Source organism: Fluviispira sanaruensis (assembly GCF_004295685.1).
Lineage (GTDB): Bacteria > Bdellovibrionota_B > Oligoflexia > Silvanigrellales > Silvanigrellaceae > Silvanigrella > Silvanigrella sanaruensis.
In genome coordinates this window covers 603,043-627,073 of the sequence record NZ_AP019368.1, presented here as the reverse complement: position 1 = coordinate 627,073, position 24,031 = coordinate 603,043, and the positions used below count along the sequence as shown (strand labels likewise).

Annotated in this window: 18 protein-coding genes; 8 read left to right on the top strand and 10 right to left on the bottom strand. The window is 33.3% G+C overall.

Annotation, left to right across the window (positions count from 1 at the left end; translation table 11 throughout):
* Positions 1 to 11: 11 nt before the first annotated feature.
* Both EZS29_RS02710 and EZS29_RS16185 read right to left on the bottom strand, forming a co-directional pair.
* On the bottom strand, positions 12 to 3,128 hold the full coding sequence (locus tag EZS29_RS02710) for a lantibiotic dehydratase (protein WP_130606277.1): 3,117 nt from the start codon (positions 3,126 to 3,128) through the stop codon (positions 12 to 14).
* Between the two features lie 164 nt (positions 3,129 to 3,292).
* Positions 3,293 to 3,427 carry a hypothetical protein gene (locus tag EZS29_RS16185; RefSeq protein WP_281276296.1) on the bottom strand — a complete coding sequence of 45 codons (135 nt, stop codon included), beginning with the start codon at positions 3,425 to 3,427 and terminating at the stop codon, positions 3,293 to 3,295.
* A 1,332-nt stretch (positions 3,428 to 4,759) separates the two neighbouring features.
* Between EZS29_RS16185 and EZS29_RS02705 the strand changes: the two genes are divergently transcribed.
* Positions 4,760 to 4,984, top strand: a complete 225-nt coding sequence (locus EZS29_RS02705) for a cold-shock protein (RefSeq protein WP_130606275.1) — start codon at positions 4,760 to 4,762, stop codon at positions 4,982 to 4,984.
* Positions 4,985 to 4,999: 15 nt separating this feature from the next.
* Here the strand turns inward: EZS29_RS02705 and EZS29_RS02700 are convergent, their stop codons facing one another.
* The 8 genes from EZS29_RS02700 to EZS29_RS02665 form a co-directional block, all read right to left on the bottom strand.
* On the bottom strand, positions 5,000 to 6,055 hold the full coding sequence (locus EZS29_RS02700; RefSeq protein WP_130606273.1) for a phytoene/squalene synthase family protein: 1,056 nt from the start codon (positions 6,053 to 6,055) through the stop codon (positions 5,000 to 5,002).
* A 12-nt stretch (positions 6,056 to 6,067) separates the two neighbouring features.
* Entirely contained in the window at positions 6,068 to 7,516 is a 1,449-nt protein-coding gene (locus EZS29_RS02695; RefSeq protein ID WP_130606271.1) for a CRTAC1 family protein, read from the bottom strand.
* Positions 7,517 to 7,523: 7 nt separating this feature from the next.
* Positions 7,524 to 8,492: an aldo/keto reductase gene (locus tag EZS29_RS02690; protein WP_130606269.1), complete on the bottom strand. Its 969-nt coding sequence runs from the start codon at positions 8,490 to 8,492 to the stop codon at positions 7,524 to 7,526.
* A 44-nt stretch (positions 8,493 to 8,536) separates the two neighbouring features.
* Positions 8,537 to 9,607, bottom strand: a complete 1,071-nt coding sequence (locus EZS29_RS02685; protein ID WP_130606267.1) for an AI-2E family transporter — start codon at positions 9,605 to 9,607, stop codon at positions 8,537 to 8,539.
* Positions 9,608 to 9,653: 46 nt separating this feature from the next.
* The gene (locus EZS29_RS02680) at positions 9,654 to 12,719 is read right to left on the bottom strand and encodes an NAD-glutamate dehydrogenase domain-containing protein (protein WP_130606265.1); all 3,066 of its coding nucleotides are present in this window, start codon (positions 12,717 to 12,719) and stop codon (positions 9,654 to 9,656) included.
* 161 nt (positions 12,720 to 12,880) lie between these two features.
* Positions 12,881 to 13,897 (bottom strand): cytochrome d ubiquinol oxidase subunit II, encoded by a 1,017-nt coding sequence (gene cydB, locus EZS29_RS02675; protein WP_130606263.1) that lies wholly within the window; start codon positions 13,895 to 13,897, stop codon positions 12,881 to 12,883.
* 1 nt (position 13,898) lies between these two features.
* Positions 13,899 to 15,260, bottom strand: coding sequence for a cytochrome ubiquinol oxidase subunit I (locus EZS29_RS02670; protein ID WP_216678706.1), 1,362 nt, complete (start codon positions 15,258 to 15,260; stop codon positions 13,899 to 13,901).
* A gap of 105 nt (positions 15,261 to 15,365) precedes the next feature.
* Positions 15,366 to 16,355, bottom strand: coding sequence for an NUDIX domain-containing protein (locus EZS29_RS02665; protein WP_172603739.1), 990 nt, complete (start codon positions 16,353 to 16,355; stop codon positions 15,366 to 15,368).
* Between the two features lie 106 nt (positions 16,356 to 16,461).
* Here EZS29_RS02665 and EZS29_RS02660 point away from each other — a divergent pair, with 106 nt between their 5' ends.
* The 7 genes from EZS29_RS02660 to EZS29_RS02630 all read left to right on the top strand — a co-directional run bounded on the left by EZS29_RS02660 (position 16,462) and on the right by EZS29_RS02630 (position 23,701).
* Positions 16,462 to 16,821 (top strand): cyclic di-GMP-binding domain-containing protein, MshE-related, encoded by a 360-nt coding sequence (locus EZS29_RS02660; RefSeq protein WP_130606259.1) that lies wholly within the window; start codon positions 16,462 to 16,464, stop codon positions 16,819 to 16,821.
* A complete protein-coding gene (gene rimM, locus EZS29_RS02655) occupies positions 16,818 to 17,378 on the top strand; it encodes a ribosome maturation factor RimM (RefSeq protein ID WP_130606257.1) in 561 nt (186 codons plus the stop codon). The genes EZS29_RS02660 and rimM overlap by 4 nt, the downstream gene beginning before the upstream one ends.
* Positions 17,375 to 18,118: a tRNA (guanosine(37)-N1)-methyltransferase TrmD gene (gene trmD / locus EZS29_RS02650; protein WP_216678705.1), complete on the top strand. Its 744-nt coding sequence runs from the start codon at positions 17,375 to 17,377 to the stop codon at positions 18,116 to 18,118. Before rimM ends, trmD begins: the two co-directional genes overlap by 4 nt.
* A 99-nt stretch (positions 18,119 to 18,217) precedes the next feature.
* The gene (gene aspS, locus EZS29_RS02645; RefSeq protein WP_130606255.1) at positions 18,218 to 20,029 is read left to right on the top strand and encodes an aspartate--tRNA ligase; all 1,812 of its coding nucleotides are present in this window, start codon (positions 18,218 to 18,220) and stop codon (positions 20,027 to 20,029) included.
* Positions 20,030 to 20,057: 28 nt separating this feature from the next.
* Entirely contained in the window at positions 20,058 to 20,843 is a 786-nt protein-coding gene (locus EZS29_RS02640; RefSeq protein ID WP_130606253.1) for a type 2 periplasmic-binding domain-containing protein, read from the top strand.
* A gap of 43 nt (positions 20,844 to 20,886) precedes the next feature.
* On the top strand, positions 20,887 to 22,332 hold the full coding sequence (locus tag EZS29_RS02635) for a TldD/PmbA family protein (protein ID WP_342777858.1): 1,446 nt from the start codon (positions 20,887 to 20,889) through the stop codon (positions 22,330 to 22,332).
* 19 nt (positions 22,333 to 22,351) lie between these two features.
* Positions 22,352 to 23,701: a TldD/PmbA family protein gene (locus tag EZS29_RS02630; protein ID WP_130606249.1), complete on the top strand. Its 1,350-nt coding sequence runs from the start codon at positions 22,352 to 22,354 to the stop codon at positions 23,699 to 23,701.
* Positions 23,702 to 24,031 lie beyond the last annotated feature (330 nt).

The following is a 24,031-nucleotide window of genomic DNA, read 5'->3' as shown; positions in this document are numbered from 1 at the left end:
CTATCTATATTTTAACTTTTATTTTTATTTATACTATATTTTAAGCTGTTAATCGTATGTAATAAATATGCATTTGCCCGTTCTTCGCAATCTCTTTTAGTCCCAAATAATCGATTACACTGCATATGAATTAGACTGCCCAAAATTTCATATTTTGCATTTAGAAAATTTAATTCCAAACATTTTTCTTCTAATATAACATTATATTTATTAATAGCTAAGCTTCTTTTTTTGATAGAGTCTTGTAAAATTTTAAAATTTGGATCTGCAAAAAAATGGAAATTATTATTAAGATAAACTTGGATTAAGTCTTTTCTTTTCTCTCTAAAATCATCGATATATTTATCTTTATTCGCCATCCTATTTGCAAATTTTAATTTCTCATTAAAATCTAAGTAAAATGCATCTAACAATTCAAATGAGAGAAAGGCACATAGGAAATGTTGAGTAAAGCGATCTTCCAATATTTTTTTATTTTTTAATAATGTACAGACAATTTCACTGTCGTGCATAAATATTTTCTCAGCCAAGGGCAGTAAGTCCGCACCTCCATATCTTTCAATTTCTGGCTCATATGAATCGATACAGACATAGTTTAAAATTCCTGTTTTGCTTAACAATTCAAAATACAAGTTGAATTTCTTTAGTAACAGCGCATAATCATTTTTGTTTTTCAGTAATATGCGAAACCTGATATGCTTTTTAGGATCTAAATAGCGAATAAAAAACCATGTTTCAATTGATATTTCTGTTATTATTTCATCGATAAAATTTAAAATATAGTTAGATATAAATTCTTCTTCACGGAACCCAGTTATATAAAGTTTTGCATAAAACCATTCACTTCCTGGATAGAAAATTTTGGGATATTTTTTAGCCTGAAAATCTTTATTTATTTCATTAATAATACTGCTTTTATGTGTCGAGTAAAGAGGAAACACGATTTCTTCACTAAAGACCTGATTTTCTTTTTCCACTCTATTTAAACCAAAAACTTCTTGCAAAATTATTTTTTCTTCATTTATTATTTTCTTTGTAATTTCTTGAATATGGTAATCTTTATTTAAGTCGAGTAATATTCTGTTATCCGCAATTACAAAATAAACCAGACTTGGTATTTTCCATTTATCTTTCCATAATTTAAATACAGCTAATACTTCGTTCTTAATATCAAATTTTTCCTTTAGCGCCTTTAGAGAATCTAAAGATAATCTCCAAGTCCTTGGAGAAAAAATAACATCATTGTACTCTAATCGTGGTAAATAAGAGGTTTTTAAAAGCTCTCCTAATGCTAAAAAGTTCCATAAGACATTTTTTTCTGAACTCACCTCCCTCATAAATCGCACTATATTTGGTGCATTTTGAAAGTTAAGCATATGAGTAGATAAAAAAACGACTTCTTTTTGATATTTTTTCGATTTAAAATAAAGCCTCTTCAAGTTTGCACAGACAAATATATCTTCTAAGCTTAACAAAGAACTCTTTTGCTCTGCAAAGGTATCTAGATAAATTCTAAAACTCCAGAAGCTTTCAGTCAGAGCAACATTTCCTCCTCTGGTTGTTTGAGGGGAATATATGAGCTCACAATAAATGACCTCAGGAGATTTATGTTCTATGTTATGTATAAAATCTTTAATTTCATTTTTTTCATTGTTTGAAAAAATTTGGGAGAACCTTCCGAAGGATGTACATGCTCCAGGAGTCCATTGTAAGCCTGATAATGCAACCTTCTGTTTCAATTTTTCATCGTTTCTAAATACTTGCGCATACACTTCAAAAGAATCAAGGAGAGAGTCAGAGTCAAATTGATCGAATTCCATATTTTTGAGATCTTGATCAGTTATAGCAATACTTTCAATTGTTTGACAATTATTTTGCAAGATATAATCTAAAATAAAATGAATTAATTTTTCATTAGTCTTTTTGCCTTTTTGATTCTTCTTCCTTTGACTTTGAGGAAATTTATAATCAGCAGGTGCGCCTAATCCTAAATTTTCATCGAGTAATTCTTGAATGGGCACCTCGTTGACAAAACCATATTTATTAATGAATTCCTCGTGGTAATCTCTTATATGCTCGAAACCGAACTGTTGCGGAGATAACATTCTCATAAGTTTTGCTGCATCTTCAATTTTATTTTTATATGCATTTTCTAAGAGAAAAGGATTTAGATTGTTTACAGCAATGTCAATTTGCAAGGGGTTTTTAACTCGACAAAATTTTTGCATATCTTCAATTATATTTTCTAAATCTTCTATACCTTCGCCAATATTTATTTGTGAATATTTACATATTTTTTGCTTTAAATCTCTTAAATATTCTACATTCTGTCTTTGTGAAGGAAAGGCTTTTAATTTCTCAAGAAGATCAGAAAAAACATCTATTTTTCCTAAAATTGGTTTTAATTCAGTAATAATGAAATTTTTATTTATGAGATCTTGCAATAATTTTATGGTTTTAAAATCATCTTTTAATTGGAATTTATTCCTGACTTTTATCAGCAAGTCTTCCAATTTAATTTCTACGCTCAATATATTCCTAATATAATCTATCAAAGCATTGTTTTTTATGGAAACATCTTGATTAAAAAAACCTTTCGAGTCTGGTTCATTTCCTTTTATTTCGACCGAAGAATAAGGTAGTAAAACCCTATCTCCATGTGTATAAATAACTGGATTGATTTTTAGCTGTATATTCGGCAGGAGTTCTATATTTTCTTCAATTCTCCGCACGACAGTCTGTAGCCATTCCATATCAGGACGAATTGATTTTAAAAAAGAACCTTGATGTTCATTAGATGTTGAGTTTTTATCGCAGTAGTGGCCTATTTGCACAGCAGCATAGTAACCAAAAGGGGTCGCACGGGAAGTTGCACGAGAAAAATACTTAAGTATACCGGATCTCAGTTGCTCAACTTTTCTTTTATCTTGAATTTTTGCATTTTCATATAAAACTAAGCTTTTATATAATGACTGACTTGACAACAACAATGCTTCTTTAAAAATATTATAATAACTTTTATTTCTTAAAAAATCGAGTATGTCTTCTTCACTCTTTAAATAATCAATGAAATAATCCAATGGAAAGATAGGAGTCCTCAGCATAAAAAATTGAGCAGATGAAATCATTTTGCTTTCCTAAATAAACTTTTAAATGTCAAATAAAATTCATTTAAAAAATAATCTTATTTTGAGGGAAGTTCAAATTTTTAATGTAAAGATTTTAATACTATATTTATTTATAAAAATCAAAAAAAATGCGCAAAATAATTATCTATTTTGCGCACCCAGTTTTATTCTAAACACATATTCTGCCTAGGACAATGCATTGAGCTACTTAAGTTTGAAGTTTCTTCTACTTCAACTGTGGACACATTAAAATCAATTTCAAAAATATATTCACTATCATTTTCTAAAATATTTGACATAAAAATCTCCCATTCATACGTTATTAATAAGCAATGAAAAGTAAAAAATAAGGTCGCATTTTAAATAAAAATGTAATTATACACAATAATTTTTAGTTATCAAACATTCTGATTCAAGGTCTAGAACTGTTGCAATAGATAAGTCGATATCAAAAAGATCAAGATCGCTATCAGCACCATTAATCTGCATAAGATTCCTCCATAAATCTAAAATACAAAAATTGTATGTTAACAAAAATATTTTTATTATAGAACAATAACATAAAATATATTATAAATAGTATACGTAATAAATAATTCTATAACAAACTATAAATTACTATGACTTAAATATATTTGTCAAATCGATTTGTTAAAAAAATATATTAAATAAAATCTATTTACTTAATTTATAATAGATTTTTCCTCGTTCCGAAAAATTAAGCATAAAAAAGTTAATATACTTTTTATATTTTTGATTATTTTTTTATGAATATGAGATTTATACATTAGAATGTAAATGCAAAAATGTTGTATGAATGAAATATGGAATTATAGTGAGGTAGTTATAATGAATAAATTTTTTTTGCCGTAAAGCAAGTTTATGCTTATATGATCAACCTAATTTTCAAGTAATTATATATAATGAAATTATTTGAATGTTGAGATAGACTCTAATATACTAGAAATATAAAAATAAGCTGTCAATCAGCTTAATTATTTTTCCTCTATAAGTTGAAAAAATATATTATTTATATTAAATTATATTGCTGCTTTTTTTTAAAGGATATAATTTAAAAAAATATTACTTAGTTTTTTTATTTAGTAAAAATAACAGCATATTTTTTACAATTCATTTCTTCTAGTGCAATAATTTAAATAGAGAGATCAAGATCAAATAGATCTTTATTGTTATCAACTCGATTCAATAGCATAATAGCTCCTCGAAGTTTTAATTTAAACTAATTAATTATAATTTTTTACATATATAAGTAAAACATATAATAACAAATCTTATCATAATAAAACAAAAAAATAAATTATTAAAATTACTTTTGTCATATATATATATTTAATTTAAGTTGAATATTGACTAGGATCACTCCTTTTTAATCTTTTTAAAATAAATAAATTTTCTTATTTGAATAGGATTTATAGCTAATTTTTTAACAGTATTCACTAATTTTAAAAACACTGTCCAAAAATGGGATTCAGTCATTTTGAAACTTGGACTGCAATATTTTTCAATTTTATATTTTTTTCCTAAAAAATTTGGCTTATGTTCTTTTAAAATCTCTGCTACACTCATTTTATATTTATTTGTAAAACGGACAGATTCTTGGGGGAACACTTATGGCTTCGGATAATAGCGGAAAAATCAATGGAACAGTAAAATTTTTTAATGAAACTAAAGGCTTTGGTTTTATAAAACAGGACAATGGTGGACCTGATGTCTTTGTCCATTTCTCTGCACTCTCTGGGAGTGGCTTTCGGACTTTATCTGAAGGACAAAAAGTGCAATTTACTGTGACCCAAGGACAAAAAGGCCCACAAGCTGAAAATGTCACCGTGATCTAGGCTTTCAAAAAATACTTATTTAGTTGAAATTTGCTGAACAGCTCGTAGCATGAGTTTATTACTTAGAGCACTGAAGAAAGACATTCTAATTATTTTTTTTACTTCAGGACGTGAAACTTTAATTGTTTTTTCAGGAGTCAGAAGATTGGGGGCATTTTCAATTTTTCTTAGGGTTGCAAAGGCCATAAGCAATGGGAAAATGCAGAAAAAACGAATTCTAAAATTAAATTTCGATATTTCTTTTACATAAATTAAAGATGCTTTTAAGTTCTCATGCGCAATAACTATTAGTTCCTTCACTGCTCTTTCATTTTGCCGGTAATACTTTTCATTTAAAATATTTTCATGCGATGAACCATTTTTGAGTAAAAACTCTTGGGGTATGTAAATAGAGTTTTCATATTTAGCATCCCAGGCAATATCCTTTAAGATATTTATCGTTTGCAAAGCTTCGCCAAAAATTCCAGAATATTTGTTCAGCTTAATGTAATTTTTCTCACTCAATTTATAAGCGTATTCACGCCAGAGGTCTGTTAATAAATAACCAACAGTTCCTGCGACAAAATAACAATAACTCTTATACTCCTTAATATTTTGAATGCGAATTCCTTTGGGCTGTTTTGTCACAAAATAAATCATTCCGTGGCACATTTCTGAAACCCATTTTTTTAAAATATTCTGAGTATTTTTCGATAAAGTAAAATAAACATGAAAGACTTGGTGGGTATTTTTTACGAGTTCAAGATGATATTTATCACCTTTCAATAAACTATTAATTCTTGAGTATGAGTAAGAGTTTTCAATATTATCAAAACAATTTAAAAAATCTTTTAGATATTTTTCTTTAACCTGAGTTTCTAACGATAAATCATCTTCTACTGTATCAATTATTCGACATAGTAGATAACCAATCAAAACACTTTTTTTGAGCTCTCCATTTAATAAATTGATTCCGAGAGCAAAAGAACGTGACACATGATTGATAATTGATTCGCAATATTCTAAAGAATTTGTTCTAAGAGAAACTATTTCATTTGCAGAAATTTGCGCATTTTTCTTTAAGAGATCCATTTAATAACTTTCTTAGGAATTGGGATGCGGAACTTGAATAAACGTATTTAAATTTATATCTTTACCAAGCAATTTTCGTGTAATAGGAAGATCTTTACCATTCCCTGGCCATGTGATTTCTACTGATAAAATTTTGGGATCAATTGGACCAAAGCCAAAATGTGCCACAGGTTCCATTTGACAAAGATATCCACTGCCAGAGCAAATATACTTTGTTTGGTTTCTATGAGCTTTAGAATATAATCTCACTTTTGCACCTAAAGCTGGAAAGCCATTTTGTGTGAGTGGCTGAATTCTGAGCCACGCATTGTTATTGGCCACTCCAAGAAAGAGTTTATTCTTTTGTGAATTCCTTTCTCCCACTGAAATAAATATATCTAAAAAGCCATTGCCTGTTAAATCTCCAACAGACGCGCCTGTCCCTTGTAGATCTCGACATGCAAGAGCACCAATATCAATTTCTTCCCATTCATTATTGCCTAAATAACGAAACATTCTATTACGTTGCCCAATGGTATTGATAAAAATTTCTTCATGACCATCATTGTCAAAGTCAGCGACAATAACACTGCGAATACGTCTTGGTTCACTGAAAAATCCAGGAGAATAATTTTCAAAAATACCTATACTTTTCTGCATGAAAACGGAATTTAACCCTTCCCAAGTGCCGATTACGATATCAGCAAGACCATTGCCATCAAAATCTGCTATTGCTATACCACGCGCATCATTTTCGATATCCGATAAATTATAATTAAATGCAACTTCTTCATATACACCAGTATCACTTTTTTTAAATAAAGCATTGGGATCTTCTTCGTTGCCAATAAAAATATCCAAAGCATTGTCACTGACAATATACTGAGCCAATATGCTTCTTCCTCCTGCATACTGTCTTATACCCAATTCTTTAGATATTTCTTTTATAGATTTATCATGTAGATCATACGTATAAAATAAACTCGGAGCATCGTAATTGACTACATAGAAATCATGCTTTCCTTTGCCATGCGCGTCCACCGCTGCAATACTTCTACCCGAATATGGATTGCTCATACTTGAATGAGTGCCTAGATAATCCTTAAAACTGAGTTCATGTTTTTCATTTAATTCTCTTACAAAAACACTGTCATATTGTGTTTTAATTCCACCTAAGGTATCGGCATGCATCATATAAACAGCGGGCGAGCCATTTCCTAAAAAGTCTCCTACACATAAGCTTAAAGTCGCTTTATTCGGTTCTTTAAAATTCTCAGGGGCTATATCAAAAAATTTCTGCTTATTATCATCGTATTTATAAATAATGTTATCGCCAAATGCATTGGCAATTAATATTTCATTTTCATTATCTCCATCAATATCAAAGATCACAACTCCAAATGATTGTGATGGATAATTATTTTCCAGAACATGCGAAGCATCTGAAAATGGTATTTTATTTTTTTTATTTTTAAAAAACATAATTTTTTTATACTCGTACTCTTTTAAATTCTAGTGACAATTTATCTAAAGTATTTTTTATCTCTAATGGCAAAGAATAATTTACTTTATCAATCAGTCCATCAATTTGCTCAAACGATTTTGCCCCACACAAAGCCACTCCAACTTCTTCATGGGAAAGCACCCAAGCAAGCGCTAATTGTGCTGGCGTAAGTGAACACTCTTTGGCTAGATTAAAAAATGTATTGAGCAATGGCTGGATTGAGTAGTAGAGTTCCTGGAAAACTTTCTCTTTCAAACTCCTGACATCGGAAATCTCAAACTTTTTATTTTTTCCAAATGATCCAGAAAGCATACCTTTGGCAAGGGTTGCATAGGACATAAATCCTATATTTCTTTCTTTTATAAATGTAAATAATTCATTTTTAGATTCAATATCGAGCAATGAAAATGGATTTTGTATGACATCCACATGCCCAACATTTAAAGCTCGTTCCAACTGATCTTGGTTAAAATTGCACACACCTATATTGCGAATAAGTCCCTCGTCTTTTGCATAAAGAAGAGATTCCATCGTTTTTTCCACGGGGTTCTTAGCATCTGGCCAATGAATCATATAAAGATCAAGATAATCTGTTTTTAAGTTTGTTAATGATTCTGAAAGCATACGCTTTACAGTTTCTGGGGAATTGTCGAGAATTCTAATTTTATCAGTATTCCATGTGGCACCAAGCTTAGAAACTAAAACGATATTCTTTCGAATATTACTCATACCAGAAAGGGCTCTACCAATTCTTTTTTCAGAATTGCCGAAACCATAAATAGGAGCGGTGTCAAATAAATTGATTTTTTTTTCATAGGCATATTGGAGCAGATCGTGGGCTTGTTCTTCTGAAATAGAACCAAATCCATACCCACCTTCCTCACCACTGAGTGCAGCGCCCCCAAAACCAAGAGCCGAAACTTGTAAATTTTTACCAAGAGAACGAAAAATCATGCATATGATCCTTTTTGCTATTTTAATCCTAAAATTTATTATTTTTAAGGATTTGGAACGTCTTCTTCCAAAACTGTCTTTCGTCTCAATTCATCTAATGTTTTACTTGCGGCAACAAAAAGCGCAAAGCACACTGGACCTAAGACTGCGCCAGTCACCCCAAATTGTGACATTCCACCCACTATGGCAAGGAATATCCAAAAGAAACTCAATTCAGCCCCTCCTTTCATAAAGAAAGGTCTTAATACGTTGTCTGCGAGACTGATTATCCCTGCGCAGATTAATAATCCAATTGCTGCCCCCACTCTATCTTCACTTATATAAAGCCAAGCAGCAGAGCCAATCATGACGGGTGCAGTGCCAATGACAGGAATAAATGAGACAAAAAAAGCAATTATTCCTAATAAAGCATAACGCGGTACACCAAAAGCGACCAAAGTTGTGGTAATAAGAATAGCTTGAATACAAGAGACAAGAACGTTTGCAACAATAAGAGCTTTTAAAACAGATGAAACTGTTTTGGCTACTATTTGTCGCTCTGTTTCCCATGGGATAATTTTGGGTAAAATAGTTTCTCGATATTTTCTCCCATGGATTAAAAAGAAGCACCAAGTTAAAATCATTACAGAAACCTTAATAATAAACGCGGGAGTCGCTGTGAGAGCCGTCCCTGCTCCCGACGCTACGGTTGAGGCTGCTTTTTTTAGAAAATCGAGACCTTTGTCAATAAGTTCTGCAATTGAATAATCAAACCCAAACTTTAATAAATACTGGCTGATATGCTTTGCTACGCTATCGATATGCGTTGGATTTTTTAATTCACTTTCCAACATTATGAGGACGGCACTCAATTCCTGAATTCCAGTCGTTATTAAAGTAAAAATAGGACCTAATATTGAAATAAATGTTAATATAATAATAACAATTGCAGTAAGCCAATGCCAAATTATTTTTTTCAATTTAAAATAAAATATAATTTTATATAATACGGGCTCAAATAGAAAGGCTAAAGTAATTCCTAATACAAATGGGAGCAAAAATGGATATATTATATATATACAAAGTATTGCTATTATAAGAAAAAAGTTTTGTTCACGAGTAAAAAAAGTTCGCACGGTAACCTCCTAGGTTGAGGTTACCGCAGCTATTTTTAAAAAGATATTAAAGGCGATGAGAAGCTAGATGTTTTGCACCTGCAGCTTTGAGAACCTCAGCAATTTCATTTTTGAATGAGATGTCGCTATTTTCAAGCTCAGCAACCATTTTTTCAATGTTACGTTCTGCATCCATATAATCAAGCGCTACTTTAAATATTTGATCAGGATGCATTGACTCAAGCCAATTCAAGCCTTCTCTATAAACTAAATGGCTCGCCATATGTGCACTTAAAATCGCAATTTTATGCGCTCGCGGCAATCTCTCGATAATTCGATTGCGATATTTTTCAACTAGAATTCCAGGACAATGTTTTAATAAAACAAAATTATACTTACTACCAGAAAGTTCTTCATCACTTAATAAATTTAATTTATCGAGTAAAATATCTTTTGCAGAGTTGATTTCTGTAGATATTTCATAACTCAATTTAACGAGATCGGTTCCTGCTTTATTTTTTTGCCATTCACGGAATAAAAGTTTAGCTTCTTGATCTGCATTAAAACGGATAATAGTTAAAACTTGTTTAACATAAATATCTTTTATTGCAGCAAATTCTTCTGGTGAAATTGTTAAACAAGCTATGATTTCATAAGAAGAACAACTCACACCTGCTTTATTTGCAGAGCTATCTTTTATAACAACAGCACCTGAATCCACAATCTTTTGTCTTGCTTCTTTGGTGAAGAAAATATTTGCGCCTTCTACAATTGCTAAAGAACTTGGCTTACCATTTGGCATTAAATACTTATCCCAATTGCTTTCTTTAACTGTATAAGGCCGACCGCCTGCAGGAATGAAAATTTCTGCTTCAACCGTTGCATATAAGGTGTCACGAATTTTCATATTTTCTTTTGTATTAGCAGAAATAACAAAAGCTTTACTGTCTCCACTCAATTTTTGTGGGTTGAATTCGACAATAGAACGGGATTCTTTGTATAAGCGTAAGAGCTCTTGCCAATTTAAACCTTTTGGATCGAAAGCAGCACCAAATCCGTCACCTATGGAAACCACGCGACAGCGCTCGCCATATTCACGATAAAGAATGTTGAGTTCATTGCCAGCCACGTCACCATCTGGGCCTCCGGTCATTTTCACTCTAAAAGTCGAGTTTTGCAGACCAAGGTAACGGAGAACATTGTCAACATAAACATTCACGCCTTCCGAAGTCACACCATAAACTTTATGATTTATACCAAAATCGGGTTTGGAAGACATAAAGGCGTAGGCATATTTGTATTTGCGATGGAGAGCATGTTTAATAATCCAGACAATAAGATCATCCGTGAGATTTTCATCTGGGCCTAAATAAATGATCTCTTCTTTTCCGTGATAATCGATGATCCCTTCTTTTAAACTCCCTGTGACAGGATCGGTCACGATCAAATCGAGTAAACCAGAAATAGCTGCTTTAACAGCTTCGTTTTTATCTCCGCCTTGGCGAACGACCATTACACATTTACTTCCACCTTCAGGAATATCTTTATTCTTTAATTGCTGAGCAGAGGCAAGTCCGTTGACTTCGTCAAATATACCTGCCAAAGCATTTTCATAATCTCCGGATGAACGAGGCATAACAACTCTCATCCCTCCGCGAGAAATGTCGCGGTAACGCACTTGGAAAGCTCTAAAGTTACGACCGATCATATAAAAAATACCAAAAGGCATTTCTGGATAATAGTGCTTATCTAGCGCGCTTGGATCCATTCTAAAGGTCAGGCCACCTTTTGAAATTAAAAAATAATTTGTTTTTAAAATATGATTTAAAAAGTTTAAGCCTTCTTTTAAAATATTCTTTTCAACGACATCATTTAATTCAACAAATGTTGCTTTAATTTGATTGTAGTATTCAATGATTGATTGTTTACGCTCACCTTGAAAACGAGGATCAAAACGTGCTCTAAAATATTTGATACTCAAATCCATATAGTGAGGATTATTAACAATAACTTTTGAAACCCGATCGATAGAATAATAATATGGATTTTGTTTCGTTAAGAAAATATGTACCCAGTTTGCTAACGCACGAACAAGATTTGTTTCATTTAGACTGAATGGATTTTCACCTTGCAATAAATTCGTAAACTCATCGCCATGATCTACATAAGAAAGGGTTTTTAAGCTTTTTAATACTTTACCCCAAGCTTTCATATCTTCTGTAATCACTTCACCCGTTGGAGTGCCAGAAATAAGATGTAAAACTGTAAATTTCTGATTTTCTTTAGCACAAATTTCAGTCGCTAATAAACGTCGTACTTGAAAATTATAACGATTAAAAATTCCGATTATATTTTCCATAGCAGCGTTCACAGGAAAATGTTTTAAACAAATATCAACTCTGACACGCGCATCTTTTGTCATTTCATCTACAATCGTAGTTAAATTAACAAAGGAGTTTTCATTTTCCATACAGTAATCGATTGCATCATAAGCCAAGGACATTTGCTTAACTGTAGAGACATCTACATAATCTTTATCAAGCGATGAGATAAAATCATCGACTTTTGCTTTTGGCTTGTTACTTAAAAGTTTTTTAAGTGATTCTTGTTTCGCTTGATTTGCTTTGCTCGACCATGCAGTTTCCGTATTATATGGAGCATGATAAATTTCACAAAGTCCGATTTTTTTGTCTAATGAGTTAAACAAACGTGCGAGCTTGCATTTAAAGCGCGAAAGCTCAGGTGCAATCCGTACCGATGCCGTTGAGTGCTCGCCTGCTGCAATCAAAGTGACAGTCTGTGATGCGGCACAAACTCTTTCAGCCACTTGCCTTTCGGTCAAAACTTTCCCGGATACAATTTCAAGAATATCATCCATGACAGCTTTTTGTGAGGTAGACCACAAATAAAGAGGAGGCATTTGCGAAAGAAACCAAGGAACTGTGTGCTCAAGTTCTTTTGCTATATCGCTCAAAATGCCATTAGTCGCATTTGAGCAAGCTTTAGTATCCGCAATGCCCGCAAAAAACTTCTCAATATTTGCAGGCATGAGAGATTCTGATGGTTCAATATCAGAATCAAGCAATTCAACTTCACTTAACCATTTTTGGCTATGAATTTTTGGTAATGTCATGATTTACTCCAAGTCGGTATCACTACATGAACAAACAAATAGTTTATCAAAGGATAAACTTAAAATGTAACTAACACATCAAAATTGACTTGCAAATTCAGTAACCATTTTTTATCGGAAAGGAAAGGATAATATAGAATAAAAAAAATTCCGTAAAATCTTTAATAACTGAATTTACCTAGTTTAACTTTACCTCTGAAGACCCAATAGATAATGAGTGTGTAGGTAATAACAAAAGGCATTCCTAAAAATGCTATAATCTTCATCAAATTTAAAGTTTTCTCCGACGAGGATGCGTTGTAAATACTTAAACTATATTCTGGACTTAAACTTGAAGTTATGAGATTTGGAAAAAGTGCAACACCGAACAGCGCAGTAAAAGCTATGAGAGTAGCTGAAGAAGATAAAAATGCATAACCAGGTTTCCCTAAAAACAAAGCTCTCGGGATATTGCCAATGGCTAAAACATTTAAGACAACAATGAACCACAGCCACGGATATTCTTCGAAATTATGAATGACATGCGGTATGGAAACCAATGTATAAATCGTACAGAAAATATAGCACACAACAAAACAACCAAAAGTATGCCATAACCATTTATATACTTTTTCTTTTATTTCACCTTCAAGCTTTAAATAAAGAAAAATAGAACCATGCATAGCAAATGTTGAGACAGCTAATATACCAATTGTAATCGCATAGGGATTTAATAAGTCTGCTAATACTCCAGAAAACTCCTTGTCTTCTCCAACGGGTATTCCTTTTAAACAATTGCCAACTGCAATGCCAAAAAGAAATGTCGCAAGAATACTGGCAAAGCAAAAGCTCCAGTCCCAAGTATTTTTCCAAATATTTGAATGATATTTACTTCTAAACTCAATAGAAACTGCTCTAAAAATTAGCGCCCAGAGTAGTAACATAAAGGGCGTGTAAAAACCAGAAAATGCTGTTGCATATGCATCGGGAAAAGCTGCAAATAAAGCACCTCCAAAAGTAACAAGCCAAACTTCATTTCCATCCCAAAATGGACCAATTGAATTTAAAAATAATCGTTTTTCCTCTTCAGTTTTCGCCAATGGATATAAAATACCAACACCAAGGTCAAATCCGTCTAGAACTGCATAACCTGCTAGAAGAATACCTAACATAATAAACCAAAAAATATGTATATCCATTTTAAGCTCCAATTTTTTTATTTTGCATTATTTCATCAGGACCATGTTTTATTTTATTATGAATGACAAAAATATAAGCCATAAATAAAAGAATATAAATAAAAGCAAATACTATAATAGAAAATAAAATTTGATCTGCTTTAACTGCTTTAGAAAGACCATCTGGAGTCCGCATAAGTCCATAAACAATCCAAGGTTGGCGTCCAACTTCAGTAGCAACCCAACCTGCTTGATTGGCAAGAATGGGGGCAAGAATAGAAACACAATAGAGTTTCATTATCCATTTTGTTTCAAATAATTTTTTCTTTTTCAATAAAATTAAAGACAATGTTGTTATGAACAACATATAAACACCCAAACTTATCATGAGATGATAAGAAAAAAATGTAATGCCTACAGGTGGCCTATCTTCCTTTTTAAATTGATCTAAACCAATTACCGGGGAGCTAAAATTCCAATGCACTAAAAAACTCAATCCCCCAGGTATTTTTATTCCATATTCAACTTTTTCTTTTTCACTATTTGGGATGCCAAATAAATATAACGGTGCACCGCCTGTACCTGTGCTAAAATGACCTTCCATTGCAGCCAATTTAGCAGGTTGGGTGATAGCAATGCGATCGGCTAAAAAATGGCCTGAACTTGCTGCCAAAAGAGAAGCCGTAAAACCAAGCAGCAGTGCTATCACAAAAGATTTCTTGGCAACCTCAAGATGTTTTTTCTGAATGATATAATAAGCACAAATACTCATTACAAAAAATGCACCCATCAACCAGCAGCCGATAATGGCATGAACAATCATTCTCACACTCGAAGGATTAAAAACCATTGCCCAGAAATCATCGATCACAGCTTTTTGCTGCATTCCTTCACCTACAAGATGAAATCCAGTAGGGGACTGCATCCAAGCATTGGCAATGATGATCCAAACTGCTGAACCCACCGAGCCGAGAGCAACCATGAGTGTTGAAAAAAAATGCACCTTGGGTGAAACCCTATCCCAGCCAAAGACCAAAATTGCTAAAAAACCTGACTCTAAAAAAAAGGCAAATATCCCTTCCGATGCCAGAGCAGATCCGAAAATATCTCCAACAAATCTTGAGTATGTTGCCCAGTTGGTACCAAATTGGAATTCCATCACCAAACCCGTCGCCACACCCATAGCAAAGTTAGCTGCATAAATTTTTACCCAAAATTTTGTTATTTTTTCATAAATAGGATTTTTAGTTTTAAGATAAATCCCTTCCATAAAAACAAGTAATAAACCAAGGCCAATGGAAAGAGGGGGAAATAAATAATGAAACATAATCGTAAGCGCAAATTGCAAACGAGCTAATATTTCAGTGCTCAAGAATTCAGTCATGTCTGATTCTCCTAATATATAAAATTCATCTACACATTAATGTAATAAAAGAAGATTTATTAAAGGGAATGCAGCAAATAGTTGCGGAGAAATTTATTGCCTTTATTAAGGATCAATACTTAAGAAATCAGAACGTTTATCGATAAAAGCTTTGATACGACCTCTGACACTGTCTGAAAAATGATTCGACTTAATAATCTCACATAAATTAAAATATTTAACAGATTGCACTTCATCACATGGAGTTCGCGGAGGATCATCATCCATATACTGTTTTTCTTCGGGAATTGCTAAATAAACAAAACCCTTTATTGTGCCTTGCTTCCACTGCCGACATATTTCTCTATAATGTAATATTTTCCATCCAACTTCTTCTTTCACTTCACGGATCATTGTATATTCAGGAAATTCATTGATATCACTATTTCCCCCGATAAAATCCCAAGCAAAATCAAAATAATTTCTTTTCATTAAGAGACATTCCCATTCACTTGGATTTTCTCTTGCACTTTTTATAATTTCATCTAAACTTAATTTCCAAATATTATTTCTCTTATTTTTATCCCTTGCTCTTAAAAACAAAGCACACCCGAAATAAGATGAATCCCGGTGATGAATTTCAAAGGTGTATTCTTTTCTTAAATTTGCGTATAAATTTTGGTTTTTTTGAAAAAAATGGGGTTCAAAATTTTTATAAAGATCTTCTTTAGCAACATCTAATAATTCCCAAGAGCATTTATCTAAATAATTCTCTTTATAGTAACGAGGAATAATATGCCAATGCAAATGATTCGCAACGTTAGCAAACTTTACAAAGTTTATTCTTTTACATTTTGTTACTTTTATGATTGCCTTTTCCAGACAAACCAAACTTTGCAGAGTGTCTAACAGTTCGTTGCCTCTTATTTGAGAATGCTCATAAATATGTCTTTTATAAACAGCCATTAAAGCCCCAGGCCATTTTTGCGCAAAAGGACTCTTATAAACTAAAAAATGATTTCCTCCATCAAAAAGAAAATCATTTTCATTTTTAGCATTCATAAGCTTTTGGCATAAAACACAATCATCTCTTAGCTTTATAAACGGTGAGAGCATTTGACACATTTCCTTTCTAAAAGCTCATATTCTTTATAAATATGTCGACAAATAGGAGTCATAAACTTAGACACCATTATTCACCTTGCGGGCCTGAGAGGTTCTTATGTTGCTTTTTGGATCCTATCTAGTAAAAAAAGGATATATAACGCCTGGACAAGTTATGATGGCTCTCGATATTCAAAAACAAACTTGGCTCCCAATCGGTCGTATTGCTCTAAACGAAGGAAAACTAACAGTTGAGCAAATTTTTATGATACTAAATAGACAATCCGAAACAGCTAAACCCTTCGGTGAAATAGCAGTGTCAATGAGTCTCCTCACACAAGAAGATGTCACACATCTTCTTGAAATTCAGCAAAAAAACATTCGCCCTATTGGACAAATCTTTGTAGAACTGGGATACATCACTCAGTCTGATATGGAATCAGAACTGAACGCATTTTTAAAAGACCCGGAATCATGACCATTAAATTAGAACAATTAGATGAAAACCAACTCTCTTCGCGAGGGTATATTCAGTTTGCGCAAGTAGGCCGCCCTCATGGTTTGAAGGGGGCATTTTTTTTGAAGACAGAAGACAGACGCACGAAATGGGACGGTTATAAAAAACTCTTGATAGAAACCCCGCAAGGATATCATGAAAAAAAGGTTCTAAAAGCTTATCTGAGCGGAAATGCCCTGGCATTGATCCTGGAAGGCTTCGAAACGCGCAACGAAATTGAGTCCTTATATAATAAAAAAATTTACGTGCATAAGAACGAAATATCTGTTGGCAAAGATGAGTATATTGTTGGCAACTTAAAAGGTTTTCAAGTTATTGCAGAAAACAAAGGAACAATTGGTGAAATAATCGGTGTCAGTTCCTATGGCGCACAAGATAATCTTGAAATCAAAGTCATTGGTACAGACAAAACCGCTCTCTTTCCCTTTGTCGATTCTTTTATTAAAAAGATAGATGAAGAGAATAGATCTATAGAAATAGTGTATGTACCTGAATTTTTTGAGGATGATGAGCAGTGAAAGAACTTTTGCGTTTTTCTGCCGTGACCCTTTTTCCAGAAATGTTCGAAACAATAAAAAGCGAAGGCGTCATCGCAAAAGCTATAAAAAAAAATATTATCCAACTTGAAACCGTTTACTTACGGGATTTTGCCGATAATATAAGAAAAAATGTGGACGACAAGCCTATTGGTGGTGGGGATGGCATGGTTCTCCGCCCTGATATCACCGAAAAAGCTATTTTGTCAGTCAAAACTGATGCAACATTTATCATAAATTTAACACCTTCAGGTAAAGTATTTAATAACTCAATTGCGAAAAATATTGCCAAAAAAAGCCATGTTCTATTACTCTGCGGTCGTTATGCGGGCTATGACGCACGAGTGATTGCAAAACATGCTCATTTAAATTTAAGTATCGGAGATTTTGTCCTATCAGGTGGTGAATTACCTGCAATGTGCTTTATCGACACAGTCGCTCGCTTTGTCCCTGGCGTCTTGGGCAATCAACTGAGCGCAGAATTAGATAGTTTTGAAAATGGCTTACTTGAAGCCCCTCAATACACACATCCCGAAAACTTTTCTGGTATGAAAGCTCCTGATATCCTTTTTTCTGGAAATCATAAGAAAATTTCTGATTTCACTCGAAAAGAGCAGCTCAAAATCACTGCACAAAACCGCCCCGATCTTATTCTTGAACACTGGGACTCTCTGAGTAGGCAAGAAAAAGTTTTAGTCGAAAAAATTTGGAAGTTTAGCTAACTTTATTCATTCTGAACCTTTTAACTTCACTAGGCTACGAACTTTATTTATGTTATGTCCCAACCGTTATCTTGTATTTTTCTAGAAAGGTATTTGGAAATGCAAACTTTACGTACACATACATGCTCTGAAATCAATACTGAGCATATCAATCAGAGTGTTTCTCTTATGGGATGGGTTCATTCCAAACGCGATTTAGGAGGACTCATTTTTATTGATATGAGAGATCACTATGGTATCACTCAAGTTGTCATCCCACCAAATACTCCTTTCTTTTCCGAAGCAAGCAGTGTGCGCTCAGAGTCGGTTATTCAAGTTAAAGGCAAAGTTGTAAAACGAGAAGGCGCTATCAATAAAAAGATTTACACTGGTGAAATTGAAGTTATTGCAAGTGATTTCACTATTGAGTCACCATCAGAGATTTTACCCTTTCCAGTTGTAAACAATCTAAAACAAGAAAGTGATGACACTCGGCTCACCTATAGATATCTCGATTTACGTACCGAAAAAATGCATAAAAATATTTTATTTCGCTGTCATGTTATTCGTTATATTCGTGAAAAAATGCATGCTCTTGGCTTCAATGAATTCAGCACGCCCATTTTAACTAGCAGTTCGCCTGAAGGAGCAAGGGATTTCCTTGTCCCAAGTCGTCTACACCCGGGTCATTTTTACGCACTTCCTCAAGCACCACAACAATTCAAACAGCTCTTAATGTGTTCTGGTTTTGATAAATACTTCCAAATTGCTCCTTGTTTTAGAGACGAAGACCCTAGGGGAGACAGATCACCGGGAGAATTTTATCAACTCGATATTGAAATGAGCTTTGTAACCCAAGATGAAGTTTTTGATATTGTTGAAGATCTCATGTATGGCCTCTTTGAAAATGAAGCTTTTACCAAAAGAAAAATAACGCCTTTATCAAATTATGATGCAAAATATATTCATAACAATCGCAAAATCCCATGTATTCCTTGGCATGATGCAATGGATAAGTACGGCATTGACAAACCAGACTTGCGCTTTGCCCTTGAAATGCAAAATGTAGAAGAAACATTAGCAAACACACAATTTGTAGTATTTAGTAATACTCTTGCACAAAAAGGTATTATTCGCGCTATCGTGCTTCCAAATGCCGCCGCTCAAAGCCGTAAATTTTTTGAAGAAGCCGACACTTTTGCCAAAGAAAACGGACTTGGTGGACTCCCATGGCTTGCAGTCAAGGATGGTGAATGGAAAGGATCAATTGCCAAACAGCTCAGTGATGCAGAGAAAAAAGGTCTCGGCAGTCAACTAAATTTACAAAACAATGATGCAGTTGTTTTTATTGTCGGAATCAATAAGCTTGCGACCCAAACTGCCGGTGGCAAAGTTCGTCTGCACTTAGGTGAAAAACTCAATTTAAGAAATAAAGACATATGGGCATTTGCCTGGATCGTTGATTTCCCAATGTACGAATTCAATGAAGATGAACAAAAAATTGATTTCTCACACAATCCATTTTCTATGCCTCAAGGTGGTATGAATTCTTTACAACAAAAGAACCCCCTTGATATTTTAGCGTACCAGTATGACCTTATTTGTAATGGTGTTGAACTCTCGTCGGGTGCAATTCGCAATCATCGTAGAGACATTATGAAAAAGGCTTTTGAAATAGCGGGTTACTCTGAAAAAGTGGTTGAAAGTAAGTTTGGAGCACTTTGGAATGCATTTGCTTTTGGTGCACCTCCGCACGGAGGGATTGCACCAGGTATTGATCGTATGATCATGCTCCTTCTAGATGAACCAAATATTCGCGAAGTGATTACATTTCCGCTCAATCAAAAAGCCATGGATCTTATGATGGGTGCTCCTGGAACGGTATCTGAGCGACAACTGAACGATATTCATATTCAAATTAAAAAGCTTTAATTAAATTAAAGCTTTTATCGAGGACAAAGTGAATTTTCATTTTAAAATGCTCGATTACAAAATATTTTTAATATATAAATTTAATATCTTTTTAAGATATTTTAGTTTTTTCATACTTATGATTAGCTCAAGACAAGTCTATGCCAATCAGACAATCACTTTGATGACACCTCCTTCACCCGCTGAATTTTATGTTAATGTTGCTAAAGAACTTTTTAAAATATCGAACACAGAATACCGCCAAGAAATTCATCCATTGCCAGATATTTTCAACATTATGAAAACTGTTGATCAAGAAAATCCTAAAATTTATTCAACAGTCGCAATTTTAAATGAGAAGAATTTAAATACATTTTATAATACGGGTCATATCGCCAATATTCAAACTGCATTTTTCTCATTAAAAGAAGCTAAATTAAATATCAATTCACTGGAAAGTGCCAAGAAGTTAAATAAAATTTGTGTCTGGCTTGATTCCGTTTTATATAAATATTTAATCAGTCAAGGTTTTGAAAATTTAGCTCCTGTTCCAACAGTTGCTCAGTGCGCAGATAATCTGTATAAAAAAAAAGCAGATGCTTGGTTTAACTCCGAAAGCACAGTCGTAAAAACTGTACATGCAAAAAAATTAGATGTTAAAAGTCTAAACAAAGGCTTTAGTCCTCTTGATGTCACATTTTTCTTAGCTGTAACAAAAAATGCTCCCAAAGATATGATTGAAAAACTTCAAAAAGCAGATAAAATAATTAAAGAAACTGGTAGATACGATGCAATTCTTACACAATATCGTGATGCTCTTTTCTTGCCAAATTAAATAATATTCATTCATGGAGAAAATAATGAGAAACGCACTCTCAATGGATAACATTTCTCAAAAAAATCACATTATGCACGCTGCATCTTTTGACAACACTTGGAGAGAGCCACTTTCTATATTACTTGGAATAGGCCGCGCTGCTGGCGCTGATTTTATAGAATTTTTTCTACAAAGAGGAAATTATTTAAGCGCTTTAATTGAAAATGGACAAGTAACCGCAATAAATCCTGCATTAAGCTTAGGAGCAGGAGTTCGTGTTTTCAAAGGAAAAGAAGATTGTTACGTTTCTACAAATGATCTGAGCTTTAAAGGTCTTAAAATTATTTTAGAAAAAGCACTCAATATCCACGCTCTCAATCTCGAACATAATAGAATAATACCAGAAATAAACCTAGAGCCTTTACGTGATTATGTTGAAATAAAAGAAAAATCAAATTGGTTAGCACAATGCAGCTCAGTAAGAGAATTGTGTGATTCTCTTATGCAAATGAATTTAGCACAACAAAAATCAACAAAGCACTTACAGAGTGCTACGACAAATGGGTTCAGAGATTGGCAAGAAGTCTTAGTAGCCTCGAGTGAAGGTATATTTGCGAGAGATATTCGCCTCAATCAATCGCTCTCTACCCAAGTATTTTGTGAAGACGGTGCTCATAGAACATCTTCGCATATACGTTCTGGCGATGCAGCAAATCCAAATTTCTTTAGAAAGATAAACACACAAGAAATTTCTGAAAAGCTTGCTGAAAGCTCTGGACATATGCTGCATGCTGATTTTATATCCTCGGGTAATTATCCTGTTATCTTAGCCAATCAATTTGGTGGGGTTATTTTCCATGAAGCTTGTGGACATTTACTCGAAACGACTGCAATACAAAGAAATTCTACTCCATTTTTAGACAAAAAAGGTGAGAAAATTGCCCATGAAAATCTCACAGCTTGGGATGAAGGAAGTTGGGAAAATGGTTTTGGCTCAATAGATATGGATGACGAAGGAATGCCCGCACAAAAAACTCTGCTCATAGAAAATGGAATTTTAAGAAATTTTCTTTGTGACAGAGCTGGTCATCTTTTAACGGGCCATCCGCGGACTGGCAGTGGGCGCAGACAAAATTACACATTTGCCCCTGCAAGTCGCATGCGAAACACCTATATTGCTCATGGCAATTACTCAAAAGAAGATATGTTTTCAAGCATAGACAAGGGTATTTATTGCAAGAAATTAGGCGGAGGCAGTGTGGGCAGTACGGGTGATTTCAATTTCGCTGTCGAAGAAGCTTGGTTGATCGAAAATGGTAAGGTAACAAAACCAGTCAAAGGCGCAACGCTGATTGGCCAAGCCCCAGAAGTCATGCAACGGATTTCAATGTCTGGCAATGATCTTGAAATATCTGCTGGATTTTGCGGATCAGTTAGTGGAAGTGTTTATGTGACAGTTGGACAACCACATATTAAAGTCGATTCGATTACTGTCGGTGGCCGATAATTTTTAAAAAGGAAATAAAATGTCACTTCAAATTGAACAACTCGTAAAAGAAACTAAAAAAATTGCAAGTGATCTTAATATTGAAAAATTCGATATTTTTGGCACAGAAAAAGAAGAAAGTTCTGCAAGCGCAAAAGATAAAAAACCATTTTCCTTAACTTCTTCCATCCGCTCCTCTCTTATTTTAAGGGTTTGGAACCAAAATCAGCAAATGGGTGTTACGCGCACTTCCAATTTGACTACAGAAGGACTTTCTGAAGCTTTTGATTTAGCCAAATCTTCTGCAGAATTTGGCTCTCGAGAAAATATTTATGAATTTAGCCCTGAATGTCATACTAAGACAATGATAAATCATGAGAAAAAAGAATTAAAAGAGCTCACACCTATTCAGGAATTAATGCACGGAGCTATTTCAGCAGAGGAAAAAATACTCAATGCATCGCTTGATTTTAAAAGCGTGCCTTATAATAAAGTCTCAGAAGCAAAATCTTCACGCTTTTATTTTAACAGTGAAGGCGCAATTAAAATTGAAGAAAATCAAATTTCTTTCTGCTATTTTTACCCACTTGCGCATGAAAAAGATAGAAAACCACGTCAGTCAGGTCATTTGGAATTAGCCAGCTCGTTTGCAAATCTCGATATTTTGACTTGCGCTGAAAAAGCTATAAAAAAAACAAAAGATCATCTAAATTATACTTCAATACAAAATGGCAAATATCCTGTCGTCTTTTCACCAGAAGCTTTTCTTGATTTAGTAAATGCCTTTGCTAATTTCATGAATGCACAAAATATCCTTGATAAAAAAAGTTTGTGCCATCAAGACAGTATTGGTCAAGCACTTGCTGCAAATGATTTCTGTCTAGTGGATTCACCATTGCATCCACTAAATATGAGTAAAAGTTATTTTGATGAAGAAGGCACACCAACAAGGGAACTGACGATTATCGAAAATGGTGTTCTGAAAAACTTTATCCATAGTAGCTTTACGGCTAAAAAAATGGGTTATGCGGTTACTGGTCATGCAAATATCGGTGCAAAAGTAACAGTTTCTCCCCATTTTTTATATATTAAAAGCAGTAACAAGAATATTGAAAAAAAAGATTATCTAAATGAAAATAATCTTATTTACGTCGAGTCTGTTTCTGCATTGCATGCAGGCGTGAATGAATTACAAGGTTCTTTCTCTCTCCCTTTTGATGGATTTTATATAAATGATAAGCAAAAAGTAAGTATTGAAGCCGCAACTGTTGCAGGAGATTTCTTAAGTCTATTAAAAGATATTTATTATATAGGTGATGAAGAATTTGCCGTTCCAAATGGAATTTCCCCAATAGTATGGGTAAAAAGCCTATCGATTACTGGTCTTTAATCTCCATAAATAAACGGAAGCGTCCTTAATTGTTAAAGGAACAATTATATTTTTCCTTTAACAATTTAATAATTCTATGTTTTTATCCAGAATTCTCATTAAAAACCAAAATAAACTCACCTGCATAATTTTTAACAATAAGTGAGTAATAGCTCAATAAATTCAGTCACAAATCTTATAAAAATAATTGCATACAATATAAAGAGCTTAAGCAAATTAAGCTCAGTTTTTTTTTATTCCAATTATGAATTTATCAAAATTCTATTGCAAATAGATTTTTAGACTATTATGAATCAAAATGCTGAGCACAGTTTACCCTGATTTAATATC